Origin of the sequence: Dickeya ananatis (assembly GCF_019464615.1) — a bacterium.
Classification (GTDB): Bacteria; Pseudomonadota; Gammaproteobacteria; order Enterobacterales; family Enterobacteriaceae; genus Dickeya; species Dickeya oryzae.
On sequence record NZ_CP040816.1, the window covers coordinates 1767500 to 1784262 of the forward strand.

18 protein-coding genes are annotated in these 16763 nt (G+C 50.0%); 12 read left to right on the plus strand and 6 right to left on the minus strand.

The features are described from left to right. Position 1: 1 nt before the first annotated feature. The 4 genes from tsaB to rnd all read left to right on the plus strand — a co-directional run bounded on the left by tsaB (position 2) and on the right by rnd (position 4656). Positions 2-703, plus strand: coding sequence for a tRNA (adenosine(37)-N6)-threonylcarbamoyltransferase complex dimerization subunit type 1 TsaB (gene tsaB / locus FGI04_RS07720; RefSeq protein ID WP_342700907.1), 702 nt, complete (start codon positions 2-4; stop codon positions 701-703). Positions 704-778: 75 nt separating this feature from the next. Then, on the plus strand, positions 779-1408 hold the full coding sequence (locus FGI04_RS07725; RefSeq protein ID WP_168365743.1) for a Slp family lipoprotein: 630 nt from the start codon (positions 779-781) through the stop codon (positions 1406-1408). 257 nt (positions 1409-1665) lie between these two features. Continuing rightward, positions 1666-3336: a long-chain-fatty-acid--CoA ligase FadD gene (fadD, locus tag FGI04_RS07730; RefSeq protein WP_342700905.1), complete on the plus strand. Its 1671-nt coding sequence runs from the start codon at positions 1666-1668 to the stop codon at positions 3334-3336. A 198-nt stretch (positions 3337-3534) separates the two neighbouring features. Continuing rightward, a complete protein-coding gene (rnd, locus tag FGI04_RS07735; RefSeq protein WP_342700904.1) occupies positions 3535-4656 on the plus strand; it encodes a ribonuclease D in 1122 nt (373 codons plus the stop codon). Positions 4657-4751: 95 nt separating this feature from the next. Here the strand turns inward: rnd and minE are convergent, their stop codons facing one another. From minE to minC, 3 genes are read right to left on the minus strand one after another with little or no spacing between them, the layout of a single operon-like run. Continuing rightward, entirely contained in the window at positions 4752-5042 is a 291-nt protein-coding gene (gene minE / locus FGI04_RS07740; protein ID WP_016941431.1) for a cell division topological specificity factor MinE, read from the minus strand. Between the two features lie 3 nt (positions 5043-5045). Beyond that, positions 5046-5858: a septum site-determining protein MinD gene (gene minD / locus FGI04_RS07745; protein ID WP_342700903.1), complete on the minus strand. Its 813-nt coding sequence runs from the start codon at positions 5856-5858 to the stop codon at positions 5046-5048. Between the two features lie 20 nt (positions 5859-5878). Further along, positions 5879-6577: a septum site-determining protein MinC gene (minC, locus tag FGI04_RS07750; protein WP_342700902.1), complete on the minus strand. Its 699-nt coding sequence runs from the start codon at positions 6575-6577 to the stop codon at positions 5879-5881. 136 nt (positions 6578-6713) lie between these two features. On the opposite strand from minC, the gene FGI04_RS07755 reads away from it, so the two are divergent. From FGI04_RS07755 to FGI04_RS07765, 3 genes are all read left to right on the plus strand, one after another. After that, on the plus strand, positions 6714-6986 hold the full coding sequence (locus tag FGI04_RS07755; RefSeq protein ID WP_342700901.1) for a YcgL domain-containing protein: 273 nt from the start codon (positions 6714-6716) through the stop codon (positions 6984-6986). 370 nt (positions 6987-7356) lie between these two features. After that, the gene (locus FGI04_RS07760) at positions 7357-8013 is read left to right on the plus strand and encodes a fumarylacetoacetate hydrolase family protein (RefSeq protein WP_342700900.1); all 657 of its coding nucleotides are present in this window, start codon (positions 7357-7359) and stop codon (positions 8011-8013) included. Positions 8014-8109: 96 nt separating this feature from the next. Further along, entirely contained in the window at positions 8110-8556 is a 447-nt protein-coding gene (locus FGI04_RS07765; protein WP_407336535.1) for a YcgN family cysteine cluster protein, read from the plus strand. Positions 8557-8711: 155 nt separating this feature from the next. Here the strand turns inward: FGI04_RS07765 and dsbB are convergent, their stop codons facing one another. Both dsbB and FGI04_RS07775 read right to left on the minus strand, forming a co-directional pair. Continuing rightward, positions 8712-9242, minus strand: a complete 531-nt coding sequence (gene dsbB / locus FGI04_RS07770) for a disulfide bond formation protein DsbB (RefSeq protein WP_038907873.1) — start codon at positions 9240-9242, stop codon at positions 8712-8714. A gap of 360 nt (positions 9243-9602) precedes the next feature. Next, positions 9603-9818: a hypothetical protein gene (locus FGI04_RS07775; protein ID WP_407273433.1), complete on the minus strand. Its 216-nt coding sequence runs from the start codon at positions 9816-9818 to the stop codon at positions 9603-9605. Positions 9819-10187: 369 nt separating this feature from the next. On the opposite strand from FGI04_RS07775, the gene fadR reads away from it, so the two are divergent. Further along, positions 10188-10907 (plus strand): fatty acid metabolism transcriptional regulator FadR, encoded by a 720-nt coding sequence (gene fadR / locus FGI04_RS07780; RefSeq protein ID WP_038907874.1) that lies wholly within the window; start codon positions 10188-10190, stop codon positions 10905-10907. Between the two features lie 79 nt (positions 10908-10986). Here the strand turns inward: fadR and FGI04_RS07785 are convergent, their stop codons facing one another. Next, positions 10987-12522, minus strand: coding sequence for a SpoVR family protein (locus FGI04_RS07785; protein ID WP_407336536.1), 1536 nt, complete (start codon positions 12520-12522; stop codon positions 10987-10989). Positions 12523-12854: 332 nt separating this feature from the next. Here FGI04_RS07785 and FGI04_RS07790 point away from each other — a divergent pair, with 332 nt between their 5' ends. The 4 genes from FGI04_RS07790 (at position 12855) to FGI04_RS07805 (ending at position 16210) form a co-directional block, all read left to right on the plus strand. Further along, positions 12855-14105 carry a D-amino acid dehydrogenase gene (locus tag FGI04_RS07790; protein ID WP_016941423.1) on the plus strand — a complete coding sequence of 417 codons (1251 nt, stop codon included), beginning with the start codon at positions 12855-12857 and terminating at the stop codon, positions 14103-14105. A 341-nt stretch (positions 14106-14446) separates the two neighbouring features. Next, positions 14447-14809: a CDI system immunity component gene (locus tag FGI04_RS07795; RefSeq protein ID WP_407336537.1), complete on the plus strand. Its 363-nt coding sequence runs from the start codon at positions 14447-14449 to the stop codon at positions 14807-14809. A gap of 451 nt (positions 14810-15260) precedes the next feature. Further along, entirely contained in the window at positions 15261-15665 is a 405-nt protein-coding gene (locus tag FGI04_RS07800) for a DUF4279 domain-containing protein (protein WP_407336538.1), read from the plus strand. A gap of 251 nt (positions 15666-15916) precedes the next feature. Next, positions 15917-16210, plus strand: coding sequence for a barstar family protein (locus FGI04_RS07805; RefSeq protein ID WP_407336539.1), 294 nt, complete (start codon positions 15917-15919; stop codon positions 16208-16210). Positions 16211-16763: the final 553 nt, after the last annotated feature.

Genomic DNA, 16763 nt, shown 5'->3' on the forward strand with positions numbered 1-16763 from the left:
CATGTCTACGCGAATTTTAGCGCTTGATACCGCAACGGAAGCCTGTTCTGTTGCACTCTGGAATGATGGTGAAATCCATTCCCTGTTTGAGGTTTGCCCTCGTGAACATACCCAGCGAGTCTTGCCGATGGTTCAGCAACTGCTGGCCGAGCAGGGTATTACGCTCAATCAACTGGACGCGCTGGCGTTCGCTCGGGGGCCGGGTAGTTTCACCGGTGTGCGTATTGGTATCGGCATTGCGCAAGGGTTAGCGCTGGGTGCCGGTTTGCCGATGCTTGGCGTGTCGACGCTGGCGACGCTGGCGCAAGGCGCGTACCGCCTGACCGGCGCGAACCGGGTATTGGCCGCGATTGACGCCCGTATGGGGGAAGTCTACTGGGCGAGTTATGAGCGTGACCCACAAGGTCACTGGCAGGGTGAAGCGAGTGAGGCCGTGCTGGCACCGGTTCAGGTACAGGCGCTGACGGCATCGCTGAGTGGCGACTGGGCCACGGCCGGAACCGGCTGGCAAACTTACCCGGATTTACTGGGTGACCCGGCGGTCACCCTGAATCATACCGATGTGCAGTTGCCTCAGGCACAAGACATGTTGCCGATGGCCTGTCAGTTATGGTCGTCAGGTGGGGCGGTGAGCGTCGAACAGGCTGAGCCCCGTTATCTGCGCAACAACGTGGCATGGAAAAAATTACCCGGCCGCGAATAACAGCAACTTATCGCATCAGCTACAGTCTAATTCAGGTATCTGTCATAACTTAACGGCAGCAGGCAGGTGTATGTGATGACAATCGAATGTTTCGCCAATCAAGCGTTTGAACGCAGACGGTCAGGGTGGACTCGGGGTGGGTGGTGTGCGCTGTTGTTGCTAAGCCTGAGTGTGTTATCCGGTTGTGTCACGGTGCCGGATGAAATCCGTGGCACGTCGGCAACACCGCAGATGGATCTGATTCGGGTGATGAATGCACCCAATCTGTATGTCGGGCAGGAGTCACGCTTTGGCGGCCGGATTGCGGATATTCGCAATGAAGCCAACCGCACCCGGCTGGAAATCGTGACGTTACCGCTGGATAACGCAGGTCGACCACGGCTTGATGAGCCGTCGGAAGGGCGACTAGTGGCCTACGTGAACGGTTTTCTGGAACCGGTGGAGTTTAAAAATCAACTCATCACGGTCGTCGGACCTATTACCGGTAGCGAGCAGGGTAAAATTGGTGAACGGCCATACACGTTTGTGGTTGTGAAGGTAGAAGGCTACAAACGTTGGCGAGTGGTGCAGCAGATGGTGTTGCCGCCACGGGCTTATGATCCCTGGTGGGACCGTCGCTATCGTCACGTCTGGGGTCCAGGCTGGGGGCCGGGCTGGAATGATGGCTACGCACCGGTGCAGGTGGAGACGGTGGTAACGGAGTAATACTCATCATCCGTCAGGCACTGACCTGATAGTCAGATGACCTGATAGTAAAAAGAGGCGGCGAGGGTCGCCTCATTTTTTTGTCGTTATGGTTTTTGCAGTATTTGCAGTAATAGCAATACGTTGAAATTAAGTGATCGTCTTCTCAACCTGAGCATTGTGAACTTCACAGTTGTTAATATGAGTTAAAATGTTGTTACAGATCACTCGGGTTGGGATTGATTATGCCACTTAAAAAATATCTCGGGAGTGACGTTTTGGAAAAAATCTGGTTAGCGCGTTATCCGGTGGATGTCCCCGCAGAAATTGACCCGGATCGTTATGCTTCGCTGATCGAATTGTTTGAACAAGCGGTAGCGCGTTATGCCGACCAGCCCGCCTTTATCAATATGGGCGAGGTCATGACGTTTCGTCGGCTGGAGGAGCGTAGTCGGGCGTTCGCCGCTTATCTGCAGCATCAATTGAAGTTGAAAAAAGGTGAGCGCGTCGCGCTGATGATGCCTAATTTGCTGCAGTATCCGATCGCGCTGTTTGGTGTGTTGCGCGCCGGGCTGGTGGTAGTCAACGTCAATCCTCTGTATACGCCGCGTGAACTGGAGCACCAGCTAAAAGATTGTGGTGCCTCAGCGATTGTTATCGTTTCCAATTTCGCCCATACGCTGGAGAAGGTGGTGTATAACACCCCGGTGAAGCATGTGATTCTGACCCGTATGGGCGATCAACTTGCACCGGCGAAAGGTACGCTGGTTAACTTTGTGGTTAAGTACATCAAGCGACTGGTACCGAAGTACCACCTGCCGGATGCTATTTCGTTTCGCCGTGTCTTGCAGCAGGGTAAACGGATGCCCTATGTGCGCCCGGAGGTTAATAACCAGGATCTGGCTTTTCTGCAATACACCGGTGGCACCACCGGCGTTGCCAAAGGTGCCATGCTGACTCACCGAAATATGCAGGCTAACCTGATGCAGGCTAAAGCGGCGTATGGTCCGGTACTCCATGAAGGACGCGAACTGGTGGTAACGGCGCTGCCGCTCTATCACATCTTCGCGTTAACAGTGAATTGCCTGTTGTTTGTCGAGTTGGGCGGCAAAAACCTGCTGATCACCAATCCGCGCGATATCCCCGGCATGATTAAAGAACTGTCGCATTATCCGTTTACTGCCATTACCGGAGTGAATACGCTGTTTAACGCGTTGCTGAACAATGAAGCGTTTAGTCGGCTGGATTTCTCCTCGTTGCACTTGTCGGTGGGCGGTGGCGCATCGGTACAACAGGTGGTGGCTGAACGTTGGGAAAAACTGACCGGTATTCACCTGCTGGAAGGTTATGGGTTGACGGAAAGTGCACCGCTGGTGGCGGGCAATCCTTACGATTTGCAGCACTATAGCGGCAGCATCGGTTTGCCGGTGCCGTCCACCGATGTGCGAATCATCAATGATGATGGGCTGGATGTGGCACCCGGCGAACCCGGGGAGTTATGGGTGCGCGGCCCACAGGTGATGTCGGGTTACTGGCAGCAACCGGCCGCGACGCAAGAGGTGCTCAAAGAGGGCTGGCTGGCAACCGGTGACATTGTCACGTCAAACGAGCAGGGTTTTCTGAAAATCGTTGATCGTAAAAAAGATATGATTTTGGTATCTGGCTTTAATGTTTATCCTAACGAGATAGAGGAAGTGGTGGTTCGCCATCCTAAGGTCTCTGAAGCCGCCGCCGTCGGCGTGACCAGTGAAACGTCCGGGGAAGCGGTGAAAGTCTTCGTGGTGTGTCGCGACCCCTCATTGACGGTAGAGGAACTCATTAGCCATTGTCGCCGTAACCTCACGGGGTATAAAGTGCCACGATTGTTTGAGTTCCGAAGTGAGTTACCTAAATCCAACGTGGGGAAAATCCTCCGGCGTGAGCTGCGTAATGAGCAGTCAGCTGCCTGATGGTTGCCTGTGACGGTCATGACGGGTATGGTGAGAGCCTGCCTGCTGAGTATACCACAGGACAACATCACCTTTCGCCAGGCCCTTGCCTGCCCTGACGGACCGGTAGAACCGCGTCGTGTTGGTGGTTCGTCATGAATGTGTTTTATGCCCTGAGCGCGGCTGTTCGCACCGGGGTACAACCAAGAGAATACCGTTTTGAATTATCAGTTGATTACGACCGATGAAGGATTATCAGCGGTGTGCGCGTTGGCGTGCGCGGTGTCCGAAGTCGCGCTGGATACCGAGTTTGTCCGTACCCGTACTTACTATCCGCAACTGGGGCTGATCCAGTTATATGACGGCGAGAATCTGTCGTTGATAGACCCGCTGGCAATCAGCAACTGGGAGCCGTTTCGGGCGCTGTTGCAGAACCCGCAGGTGACCAAGTTCCTGCATGCCGGTAGTGAAGATTTAGAAGTGTTTTTAAATGCGTTCGGCTGCCTGCCATCGCCCTTTATCGATACCCAGATTCTGGCGGCATTTTTGGGTAAGCCATTGTCTTATGGGTTTGCGGCACTGGTGGCGGATTACCGCCAGGTTGTGCTGGATAAAAGCGAGTCCCGCACCGACTGGCTGGCGCGTCCATTGAGTGAGAGACAGTGCCAGTATGCGGCCGCCGACGTGTTTTATCTGCTACCGGTAGCCAGAGTGCTGGTAGAAGAGACACGGGCGGCTGGCTGGCTGGAGGCGGCGCTGGATGAGTGTTTGTTGTTATGCCAGCGTCGTCAGGATGTGCTGGCACCAGAGATGGCGTATCGGGAAATCGGTAATGCCTGGCAACTGAGAGGGCGTCATCTGGCTTGTCTGCAAAAATTGGCGGCGTGGCGTCTGCGTAAAGCACGGGAGCGTGATAGCGCGGTTAATTTTATTGTCCGTGAGGAGAATCTGTGGCAGATCGCTCGTTGCCTTCCCGGTTCGCTCGGCGAGCTGGACTCGTTAGGCCTGAGCGGGCCGGAGATTCGTTATCATGGTAAGACGCTGTTGTCGCTAGTGGCGGAAACCGCGCCGCTGAGCGAGGCGGATTATCCGCCTGCCGTGGTTAACCTGATCGATTACCCCGGCTACAAGAAAGCCTTCCGTGATATCAAGGCGCTGGTTCAGCAGTGCGCTGAACAAAGCGGTTTATCAGCAGAATTGCTGGCATCCCGGCGGCAGATTAACCGTTTGCTGAATTGGCACTGGAAACTGGTATCGCTGGATAATTCGCCGGAAATGGTCACTGGCTGGCGCGCTCGTCTGTTTGGGGATGGGTTGCAAGCCATTCTGGCTCATTATTAAGCACGATAAATCATCATGACGAAAACTACCGCCCCTGATTTGCAGGGGCGGTGGTGGAAACGGTTACCTGTTGTGTTGGAGCAGGGAAACGGTGATTATTTGTCGACAGTCGGCGTGGGTGCTGCGGGTTCGTCGGCTTCCGGCAGCGTAACGTTCAGTTCCAGTACGGAAATATCGTCGCCTTTCTGTTCTAACTGTACCGTCACCATTTCCGGGTCTATCTGCACGTACTTACAGATGACTTCCAGAATGTCACGTTTGAGCTGCGGCAGATAATGCGGCTCACTGTCCCCACGGCGTCGCTCCGCGACAATAATCTGTAGCCGTTCCTTGGCGATATTGGCTGTCGTTTTTTTGCGGGACAAAAAGAAATCGAGTAACGCCATGATTTATCCCCCAAAGAGTCGTTTCAGGAAGCTTTTCTTCTCTTCCTCAATAAACCGATACGGTCTATCTTCGCCCAGCAGGCGATCCACGGTATCCGCATAGGCTTTGCCAGCATCGGCTTCTTTATCCAGAATAACAGGCTCACCCTGGTTGGACGCTCGCAATACGGACTGGTCTTCCGGGATGACGCCTATCAACGGAATACGCAGAATTTCCAGAACATCTTCCATGCTCAACATATCGCCACGGCTGACACGACCTGGGTTGTAACGGGTGAGCAGCAGGTGTTCCTTGATAGGGTCCTGCCCTTGTTCCGCACGGCGCGATTTGGACGACAAAATCCCCAGGATGCGGTCGGAGTCACGCACTGACGAAACTTCCGGGTTGGTAGTAATGATGGCCTCATCGGCGAAATACAACGCCATCAAGGCGCCGGTTTCAATGCCTGCCGGGGAGTCACAGATAATAAAATCGAACTCCATGTCAGCCAGATCGTTGAGAACCTTATCCACGCCTTCGCGGGTCAGTGCATCTTTATCCCGGGTTTGTGAAGCCGGTAATATGTACAGGTTTTCGGTACGCTTATCTTTGATCAACGCCTGATTCAGGGTCGCGTCGTTCTGGATGACGTTCACAAAGTCATACACGACCCGGCGCTCACATCCCATGATCAGGTCGAGGTTACGCAGACCGATGTCAAAGTCGATGACAACTGTCTTCTTACCTTTTTGGGCTAAACCGGTAGCAATGGCCGCGCTTGAAGTGGTCTTGCCAACGCCCCCTTTACCTGAAGTAACAACAATGATGCGTGCCATAAATAATTCCTTTCAAGGGCCTAGTCTAGAGGTTGTATAGTCAAAACATGGTCAGGCGGATTGAGTTTCAGGCGCGCCGCCTTCCCGAAATAACTTTCCGGTATCTGATCGCTAAGCCAGTAACGCCCGGCGATAGACACCAGTTCAGCGGCCAACTGGGTACAGAAGATCTGGCTGCTGACATCGCCAGAAACACCTGCCAGCGCACGGCCGCGCATCATGCCGTAAATATGGATATTGCCGTCGGCAATGACCTCCGCACCGGCACTGACATGGCTGGTGACGATAAGATCACAGTCGCGAGCATAAATTTGCTGTCCGGAACGGACGGGCGTGTTGATCACCCGGGTTTTAACGGGTGTAGCAACCGGTGCCGGAGGTTGAGTCGTCCAGCGTTCCTTGCCTTCACGTAATTTACCTTCACGTAATAGCGGGAGTCCCGCTCTGGCGATGACGTGCCTGAGTTGCTCATCATCGCATCCACTTACCCCGACGACTTTCAAACCGGCGTCGGTAATCGCCTGCTGAAGCTTACTCCAGTCTGCATCAACGGGCAGTGTCGATACATTGACAACAACCGGCGCGTTTTTGAGAAACGCCGGTGCCTGTTCAATCTTTTCCTGCAAGGCCTGGTGAATAATGTCGGGCTGTGCATCATGCAGATGAACAACAGATAAGGTAAAGTTGCTGCCTTTCAACTCAATTGGCGTTTGTGACATCTGTCCTGACTCAGTTTCAGCATCTTTAAATCCCCAGAGTAACATTTAAGGCATGATATTCCAGAGCGCTCCAAGCATGTTATAGTCACACGAAAATACAGGCAAGACACCATTTTCCTGGTTCAGAGTAAAAAACATGTATTGTGTGATCTATAGAAGTTCTAAACGCGAGCAAACATATCTCTACGTCGAAAAAAAAGACGATTTTTCCCGAGTTCCGGCAGAGTTGATGAAAAGTTTTGGCCTGCCACATCTGGTGATGTTATTACCGCTTGATGGCAGTAAGAAACTGGCCTCAGCAGATATAGAGAAGGTAAAACAGATGATTAAGGAACACGGCTTTTATCTGCAACTGCCCCCGCCGCCGGAAAATCTATTGGATGAGTTGCAGGCAAGCGCGAAAAAATAATGTCCAAATTATTTTTCATATAATGGTCAGGACCGTTGGAGGAATTAGCCGCTGTTTTTTAATACAGGGGTGTCAGAAATAAACCAGGTGAATGCGTTAATTTTACTGATGCTATTTCTCGGATACTGATTTATATACAGGTGTATTATAAATAAATCTATTTTCTAGCGCCCCTCAGGATTCCTTTCTTTGCCTGGTGTATTGGTGGTGCGAGCTAAAGGTAGCGCAAGATTTCTGATACATTTCAGACACTATTGTTCATCAATTGTGCTTACTTTTTGGATGGTGATGCCGGTATGATGGGCAGGCTATGTCCCGCTCACGGTGGTGGGCTGGCGCATCCACTAACAGAAAAGTCAGGAGAGGGTTCATGTATCAACACAGAGACTGGCAGGGCGCATTACTGGATTTTCCTGTCAACAAAGTGGTGTGTGTCGGTAGTAACTATTCCGAGCATATCCGTGAAATGGGTAGCGCCAAACCGGCGGAACCGGTTCTGTTTATCAAGCCTGAGACCGCGCTGTGCGATTTGCGCCAGCCAGTGGTTATTCCGAAAGAATTGGGATCGGTACATCATGAGGTTGAACTGGCTGTATTGATCGGCACGCCGCTCAAACAGGCAAACGAAGAACGTGTCGCCAGAGCCATCGCAGGCTATGGTGTGGCATTGGACCTGACGCTGCGTGATCTACAAGCCGGTTTCAAAAAAGCCGGGCAGCCATGGGAAAAAGCGAAGGGATTTGATGGTTCCTGTCCGGTATCGGGCTTCATTCCTGTGGCTGAATTTGGCGACCCGCAGCAGGCGGATTTGGGCATCAACATCAATGGTGAGGTACGCCAGCAAGGCAACACCAGCGATATGATTACACCAATCCTGCCGCTGATAGCTTATATGAGCCGCTTTTTCACCTTGCGCGCCGGAGACATTATCCTGACCGGAACCCCTCAGGGTGTGGGGCCGTTACAGGTAGGCGATGCGTTGACCATTACGCTTAACGATCGCACGTTGACTACCCACGTCATTTGATTTAACACCACCCGCGGTGTCGCTGCGGGTGGTATCCCTCATCATCCGCCTTTACAATACGCCACAGACCTCCTGTTTATCATCGGAATTGCAGTCATGACTCAACAACCCTTTTGGGAAACCAAAACATTGGAACAAATGTCGAACGACGAGTGGGAGACACTCTGTGATGGTTGCGGTCGCTGCTGCCTGCATAAGCTGATCGATGAGGATACGGAAGAGCTTTATTTCACCAATGTCGCGTGTAACCAACTGAACATTAAAAGCTGCCAGTGCCGTAATTACGCACGTCGATTCGAGTATGAGCCGGATTGCATCAAGCTGACGCGAGAGAATTTGTTGTCATTTGACTGGTTACCGGAAACCTGCGCTTATCGTTTGATCCATGAAGGCAAAGGGTTACAACCCTGGCATCCGTTGCTGGCGGGTTCCAAATCAGCGATGCACCAGCAGCGGATCTCGGTGCGTTATATCGCGGTGCGTGAAAGCGATGTGGTGGACTGGCAAGACCATATCCTCAACAAACCGGAGTGGGCGAGATAAAACCGAGCAGCCTGACGGAGAGACTAATGTGATGCGAACAGGGTGTTCGTCAGAAACAACAGTTCAGGACTAGCCGTTAGCGTATCGTCTAAAACCAGCCGGGCCAGAATTAATCTGGCCCGGAGTCTTCGTGGTTTGGGGATTTATCGAAATATTTAACGGCCGAACAGGTCTCGACGTTTGGGGCGGAATGGCTGGGCAATCAGTACCAGCACGGCCACCAGCAAGTAAGCTGCGAAAATGACGATCATCCACTGCGGCATTTCCAGATTCAGGAAGTTCCACTGACGTTCGGCACAATCGCCCGTCGCGGTGAAGATAGCCGGTAGCCATTTGTCCAGCGGCAGCCAGGATGGGAAACTGACAAAAAAGTCACAGGTAACGAACGGCGAAGGGTGCAACTGGATATTGGTGTGTTTGATAGCCAATGCCAGACCTTCCCAGGCACTGTAAATCCATAACCCGATAGCTGGATAACGCAGCACGCTGCCCGGTGCGATAGCTCCCACCAGCCCGGCGGCCATGACACCATAGAGCGCAGTTCGCTGATAAATGCACAGTACGCAAGGTTTTAGCATCATTACGTACTGGAAATAGAGGGCAACCAGTTCAAAAGCCAGTGCCGTAAACGCCATCAGAAGCCAGGCACCCCGGCCGCGGGAGCAACGGTTTAAAAATCGCAACATAAAAAATATTCCATGCTAAAAACGATAATATGAGCAGTGATAACCGTGCTCACCGCCCTCATTGAATCTCTGGTTCGGGTGAACTGACGTTTCTCGCGGTGGTGGGGTTGCCCTGTACCGCATGGAATGTGCATCAGCGCCTGAGCGAAGATTCTGCTGTGCCAACAAATACCTTGCTGTTTTTAACGCTTTCTGTGAGGGATCGCCAGTTTCGTGACAAAATCCGCCCCTTACTATACACGATTTATTCCAGAGCATGACGCTATTGATCAATCATAACTGTATTGAATAATGGTGCCGTGGCTGTGTGCTTGCTTGCCATGTAACTGATGGTGCTATTGTTGTCACGGATGCCATCTCTCAGGATGAGCGTGGCGATAATAACCGTTTGTTGGAATAGCTTCCCGTTGTCATAAAAATCCGTAATAACAAAACTTCAATATTACTCAGGATGGCATGCCATACTTGATTTGGACTGGTCATGCCAGTGAAAATAGTCTGCCGACGCGGATGAGCCATCGAATCGCGGCAGGTAGCATTCAGGGCTATGCCCAGGGAAAAATAACCACTGTGCACAACGCCACCCCGAAAAATGGGAGTCTGGCGGAAACGGCGAGGTGGTTAAAATGAGAATAATGGCAGACACCACGTCGCTATCTGACAGGGTGCCTGCAATGTATGTAGAGGAAATAGGGTGGCAGATTGCGCTTGGCGCATCAATTTTCCTCTTTTCACGTTAATTTAATTTAACTATTTGATGGGTGTTTAGAGAAAATTATCGTAAAGCGTGGGGGATATTCGCGTTTGTTTACGGGGAATTGTCTTTAGTCACAGTTTTTATGTCGAATTGAGATTTTCAGGTCCTGCTATGCTATGTGATGTAGGGTTCGTTTGGTATGATGATGTTGACTTTCACTGGTAAACATCGCTACGGAATATAAACTTATGGTTATAAAGGCGCAAAGTCCGGCGGGATTCGCGGAAGAATATATTATTGAAAGTATATGGAATAATCGTTTCCCTCCTGGGTCTATTCTGCCCGCTGAGCGGGAGTTGTCCGAGTTGATCGGGGTGACGCGTACGACGTTACGCGAGGTGCTACAGCGCCTGTCCCGTGATGGATGGCTTACTATCCAGCATGGCAAACCGACCAAAATCAATAATTTTTGGGAAACGTCCGGATTAAATATCCTGGAAACGCTGGCTCGACTCGATCATGACAGCGTTCCTCAGTTGATCGATAACTTGCTGGCGGTGCGCACGAATATCGCCGGGATTTTTATCCGCACTGCAATCCGTCTGCATCCGGCAAAATCGGTAGAAATTCTTAAGCTGGCCGAGTCTGTTCAGGATACGTCAGATGCGTATGCCGAGCTGGATTACAACGTGTTCCGTGGGCTGGCTTTTGCCTCCGGCAACCCGATTTATGGTCTTATCATCAACGGGTTGAAAGGGTTGTACATTCGGGTAGGGCGTTATTACTTCTCTAATCCTGAGGCTCGCAAAACAGCACTGGCGTTTTATCGCCGTCTGGAATCGCTGGGTCGTGACGGGTTGTATGAGCAGGTGCCTGATGCGATTCGTCAGTATGGTAAAGAGAGCGGGGCATTGTGGCATAGCATGCAAAACGCCATCCCGCGTGATCTGGCGGAAGGTCGCCGGTAGTCACATTCACCACTAAAGAATCAGACAATAAAAACGGGTAGCTTCAACGCTACCCGTTATTTTATGGAAACATCCTTGGTCATAAGGCTGGATTGCGTGGCGGGCAACGGTCGATCAGCTCAATGTTGCCATCCTCGTTCATCTGTTCCAGTGTGACGTCAAATCCCCACAGACGATGAACATGTTTCATCACTTCATGGCTGCTTTTATCCAGCGGTGCACGGTCTTGCGGTACATAGCGCAGCGTCAATGAGCGATTGCCGCGTAAATCTACGTTCCAGACCTGTATATTGGGCTCGATGTTGCTCAGGTTGTACTGGGACGAAAGCTCCTGGCGGATTTTCCGGTAGCCTTTTTCATCATGGATCGCGGCAATCTCCAGATAATTGTTGCGATCGTCATCCAGTACGGTAAACAGCCGAAAATCTCGCATCACTTTCGGCGAGAGGAACTGGCTGATAAAGCTTTCGTCTTTGAAGTTTTGCATCGCGAAATGCAGCGTTGTCAGCCAGTCTTTGCCAGCGATATCCGGGAACCAATAACGATCTTCTTCCGTCGGGCTCTGACAAATGCGCTTGATATCCTGGAACATCGCAAAACCGAGGGCATACGGATTGATGCCGCTGTAATACGGGCTGTTGTACGGCGGTTGGTAGACGACGTTGGTGTGACTGTGAAGAAACTCCAACATAAAACGGTCAGACAGTTTCCCCTCGTCATAAAGATGATTGAGGATGCTGTAATGCCAGAAGGTCGCCCAGCCTTCGTTCATCACCTGTGTTTGTTTTTGCGGATAAAAGTACTGACTTATCTTGCGCACGATACGCAAAATCTCACGCTGCCACGGCTCCAGCAGCGGGGCATTTTTCTCCATGAAGTAGAGCAGGTTCTCTTGCGGCTCATGGGGGAAACGACGCGCTTTCTCCGGTGAGGCTTCCTGTTCACGACGTGGCAGTGTGCGCCAAAGTTCGTTGACCTGACTCTGCAAGTAGGCTTCACGACTTTTCTGGCGCATTTTTTCCTCTTCCAGCGAGATTTTTTGCGGTCGTTTATAGCGGTCCACCCCGTAATTCATCAGTGCATGGCAGGAATCGAGCAGTTTCTCCACTTCATCGACACCGTGGCGCTCTTCACATTGGGCAATGTATTGGCGGGCGAACAGCAGGTAATCGACGATAGAACTGGCGTCGGTCCAACTGCGAAACAGGTAATTACCTTTGAAGAAGGAGTTATGACCGTAGCACGCATGTGCCATCACCAATGCCTGCATCGGCATGGTATTTTCTTCCATCAGATACGCGATGCACGGATTGGAGTTGATGACGATTTCATAGGCCAACCCTTGCTGGCCGTGTTTATAGCGTTGTTCGGTTTCGATAAATTTCTTGCCGAACGACCAGTGGGCATAGTTGATGGGCATCCCGATGCTGGAATAGGCGTCCATCATTTGCTCAGACGTGATCACCTCGATTTGGTGGGGATAGGTATCCAGACGATACAGTTTGGCTACCCGGTCAATTTCATCCAGATAGACCTGCAGCAAATCGAATGTCCAGTCAGGTCCGTCATTCAGACGTTGTGGGCTTGTTACCCGCTCATCAGTCGATATAGCCATCAGCGCACCCCTCACTATAACTGCCGCCACTTCATTGCGTCGGCATACTTAATCGTAGCTTATTCTGAGAAAAGTGATGTGAAATCGGTAGCTTGGATGAAAGCTTTAGGGAGAAAGCCGGATAACGCGCCGTCAGCGCTACGCCTGATAGCGACACACCGCTATGGGTTATCCTACGTTGTTGTGTTCACTCTCTCATAATAAATAAAAGCTATATCTGCAACAGATGACAATTAATACCCGCATGTTAAAGTAGGTTTTTATTTTGGTGTTTAAACTGTTACGCAGCATATTTCGCCGGATTGGCGGAGGAAGCAGGGAGAATAGCAACAATGAAGGTGGTAATTTTAGGGAGTGGTGTTATCGGCGTCAGTACCGCCTGGTATCTGGCGCAATCAGGGCATGATGTCACGGTTATTGACCGGCAGGCTGAGCCAGCCCTGGAAACCAGCGCAGCTAACGCAGGGCAGATTTCCCCCGGTTATTCTGCCCCCTGGGCGGCGCCGGGTATTCCGCTTAAGGCCGTCAAATGGCTCTTTCAGCAGCATGCCCCGTTGGCGATTCGCCCGGACTTTACCGCCACGCAACTACGTTGGATGTGGCAGATGCTGTTAAATTGCGACAGCGCACACTACCGGGTTAATAAAGCCCGCATGGTCCGGCTGGCCGAGTACAGCCGTGATTGCCTGCAAGCGCTGCGTGCCGCAACCGGTATTGCCTATGAAGGGCGTCAGGGGGGAACATTACAACTGTTCAGAACCCCACAGCAGTATGAAAATGCTTACCGTGATATCGCGGTGCTCAAGGAAGCCGGTGTCCCGTATGAATTGCTGGAAGCAAGCCAACTGGCGTCTGTCGAACCGGCGCTGGCGGGCGTGCGCCACAAACTCACCGGGGGATTGCGACTGCCGCATGACGAAACCGGTGATTGCCAGCTGTTTACTCAGCAGTTGGCGACGCTGGCGGCGGCGGCGGGGGTTACCTTCCGTTTCAATAGCCCGATACAACATCTCGCCGTGGAAGGGCAACGGGTTAGCTCAGTGCATTGCAACGGTGAAAAAATTACCGCAGATGCTTATGTGATGGCGTGTGGCTCCTATTCTCGCGGCTTACTGGAAAAATGGTTCGATATCCCGGTCTATCCACTCAAGGGGTATTCGCTGACGATCCCGCTCTCCAGCGAAGAGGGAGCACCCGTGTCCACCGTACTGGATGAAACCTATAAGATTGCGATTACGCGTTTTGATCAGCGCATTCGCGTCGGCGGTATGGCTGAGATAGCTGGGTTTGATCTCTCGTTGAGCCAGAAACGCCGGGCTACGCTGGAAATGGTGGTGCGTGATCTGTACCCCAACTGTGGGCCAGTGGAACAGGCGACGTTCTGGACTGGGCTGAGACCGATGACGCCAGACGGCACGCCATTGGTGGGGCGTTCCCCCTTGCAAAACCTGTATCTGAACACCGGCCACGGCACACTGGGGTGGACAATGGGGTGCGGCTCCGGTCAGTTGCTCGCCGATATTATCTCCGGCAAAACGCCAGCCATTGAGTACGACGATCTCTCTTTCTCTCGCTACGCCTGACTTCGCCATTCCTGTTGGAATTTAACCGCCTGATTGGGGCGGTTAACTCTCTCATCGAACTCCGTGACCGTGGTACAGTACGATCTGTTGAAAACACGTGAGTGATATACGGCCGCCATGGAAATATCGATAGGTTTCCACGAGAGCGTTAGTTTATGTGCTGAGCGGTAGCGTGGGTGACGATGTCAGGTGGTATAGGAGCGAACTATCGAGGATGGCAATACTGCTGCAGTCACAACGATGGTTAAGATTTTAGAACAGTGATGGTTAACGCGGCTAAGAATATTGGGAAGGTTACTGCCAGATCTTTAAAACCAATAAAAAATAAGTAAGGTACGTAAATGGCAATTGATATTATATGTTATACATCAATAAATATTGATGTGTTGAAGGAAAGATTAGATATGACTAAGATAAGCACTGCTCATGTTTTTGATGGACCATATCTTATATTTGAACCGCATGAGATTTTAAATCGCCAACAACTTGAGTTTATTGATGACCATATCGAAAAATACAACCAAGAAACCAAGTTGTTAATTGCTGAGGAACATGGTTTAAAAGAGCCAAAATCCTATTTTTTAGTTTCGGTCAATGATAAGTCTTTCCCCAGTTTGAATACTTCTGGAATAGCAGATTTATTCAGGCGAGAGTTAGGGGAAGAGAACGTTATTGTGCTTTTGAATGGTGAAGATCTAATCTAAAATTTTATGATAAATCTCAGTACGTAAAAAAATAGATTTTTTTATCTGTTCGTCTACGTTTAGCACTTACGATAACCAACAAGTCTGTACGAAGTCAGATTTCTTACGGCCAGCAGTAGTCCTTAAGCCCGAACTGTGCAAACTAATCAACCGCCAAATACACCAGCCGAGCTGAATGATGTCGATTATCGCATTAAAACCCTGTATCCAAAGAAGTCTGACACAGAAAACTATCGATCAAACAAGCAATAAGATTCATACTACCGACAGACATGCTGATTTGATACTGGGGAGAGCATCAGCTTTTGTCGTGACAAGATGCACAGCCACGTCGACCGTGTGCAGTAGCCGTTCGCCGCAGGTGGCGGGCGCGGATACAGGGTACTGAATCCGATATTCGATCAGGCGAAGCTGTTTCAACCAGAGAAGGTATTAACGAGTGGAATGAGTAATGAATAAAACAACTGTAAAGGCAGAGTTTTCTATCTGTGGGGATATTTTTGATCCTCATGAAATAACAGAAATTTTACGTATTGAACCAACGGAAATCTGTCTAAAAGGTTTTACTGGTGGAACAAGGAGAAGACCAACTACAGAAACAAGTTGGTCAAAATGCACGGAGAAAGAAGAATCCTATGATGTTGGTGAGCAAACAGAGAAATTGTTATCCCTATTAAAGGATAAGGTTTTCACTTTAAATGGCATCAAGGAAAAATATAATGTTATATTTATTTTCTCTCTTCTGATAGAGGTAGAAAATGGAGAAAAACCAGTGATTTACTGGTCAGTGGATACGAACCGGTTTTTAGGAGAGATTGGTGCTGAAAGTTCGATCGAGTTATATATCTACAGTTAAATAGCGAAGGTGGCGAGCAACAGTGGTGCAGATTCGACTCAGGTAGCTGTGGAGAGTCATATCCTGAGAGGTGCTAAGTGTGTTGCCATGAACTTAGATCGTGAAGGGCTTGCTGTTTGAAATGCTTCCCATCATCTTATGGTCCGATGGCTTATTGAGAAACGTAATGCGTTGTAAAAATTCACTATATCATTACAGGATTTTATGAAATGATAATATCAAGGGCAGGAGTAGATTTGATAAGGATTTATATGTGCCAAAAGATTATAATAGATGGCGGAATAATAAACACAGAGTTTGATTTTCATTGTGCATTAGCCAATGCTTTAGACTTTGGGGTGTATTATGGTAATAATACCGACGCTCTCTGGGATTGGTTAAGCTCAGGCATGGCTTGCGGTGTGTTTTTACATTGGAAACAATCAGCAGTTTCCCGAGAAAAATTGGGTGTTTCCTTTGATGTTATTAGTGATATTCTTAAAAGAACTAAAGATAGATATCAGGGGAAAGGGGCGGATAAGGAATTTAATTTTATTCTGGAATGAAAATTTAGATTTATATGAGAATAATTTGAATTAATCATTGTGCATTGCTGGCAAGTATTGATGAAATCACAGGGGCAGATAATTAAAATTCGGTATGCATGCTGTGAGGCGATTCCTCGCAGGAATAGTGTTAGGGGTAAATAAAATTTGAATAAGACTAGTGCGAAGTCGTCACACATAAATCATGCAATTGAGTTGTCTCTTGCTGTAGGGAATGAAGTGAAAGAGGTGTCATATGGATGGAGTGGTGTGAATTGTGTTGTGTTCTTTTCTGAAAAAATGTCATGGGATTTGCGTATTAAAATAGAAAGAGAAGAACCCTGTTTAAGATATTTCTCGACGACTGCGACACCCCACAATAAGGCGGATGAGGGATTCATTTGTGATGAGTGTAAGGTTGCCATTTCATATCCAAGATAAGCAGATATACCCGTCATACTTCAAGTTGCAGGTGTGTTGGTTGCGTTACTCGGCCCATCAATGGGCTTCGCCCTTCGGGCCCTGCAGGCAGCGTTCAAATCGGCGTATACCGATTTGTCATTCACCCGAATCA

Coding starts and splice junctions, on each gene's coding strand:
- tsaB (WP_342700907.1), top strand. CDS start 2: ATGTCTACGCGAATTTTAGCGCTTGATACCGCAACGGAAGCCTGTTCT.
- FGI04_RS07725 (WP_168365743.1), top strand. CDS start 779: ATGACAATCGAATGTTTCGCCAATCAAGCGTTTGAACGCAGACGGTCA.
- minE (WP_016941431.1), bottom strand. CDS start 5,042: ATGGCGTTACTCGATTTCTTTTTGTCCCGCAAAAAAACGACAGCCAAT.
- minD (WP_342700903.1), bottom strand. CDS start 5,858: ATGGCACGCATCATTGTTGTTACTTCAGGTAAAGGGGGCGTTGGCAAG.
- minC (WP_342700902.1), bottom strand. CDS start 6,577: ATGTCACAAACGCCAATTGAGTTGAAAGGCAGCAACTTTACCTTATCT.
- FGI04_RS07755 (WP_342700901.1), top strand. CDS start 6,714: ATGTATTGTGTGATCTATAGAAGTTCTAAACGCGAGCAAACATATCTC.
- FGI04_RS07760 (WP_342700900.1), top strand. CDS start 7,357: ATGTATCAACACAGAGACTGGCAGGGCGCATTACTGGATTTTCCTGTC.
- FGI04_RS07765 (WP_407336535.1), top strand. CDS start 8,110: ATGACTCAACAACCCTTTTGGGAAACCAAAACATTGGAACAAATGTCG.
- dsbB (WP_038907873.1), bottom strand. CDS start 9,242: ATGTTGCGATTTTTAAACCGTTGCTCCCGCGGCCGGGGTGCCTGGCTT.
- fadR (WP_038907874.1), top strand. CDS start 10,188: ATGGTTATAAAGGCGCAAAGTCCGGCGGGATTCGCGGAAGAATATATT.
- FGI04_RS07785 (WP_407336536.1), bottom strand. CDS start 12,522: ATGGCTATATCGACTGATGAGCGGGTAACAAGCCCACAACGTCTGAAT.
- FGI04_RS07790 (WP_016941423.1), top strand. CDS start 12,855: ATGAAGGTGGTAATTTTAGGGAGTGGTGTTATCGGCGTCAGTACCGCC.
- FGI04_RS07795 (WP_407336537.1), top strand. CDS start 14,447: ATGGCAATTGATATTATATGTTATACATCAATAAATATTGATGTGTTG.
- FGI04_RS07800 (WP_407336538.1), top strand. CDS start 15,261: ATGAATAAAACAACTGTAAAGGCAGAGTTTTCTATCTGTGGGGATATT.
- FGI04_RS07805 (WP_407336539.1), top strand. CDS start 15,917: ATGTGCCAAAAGATTATAATAGATGGCGGAATAATAAACACAGAGTTT.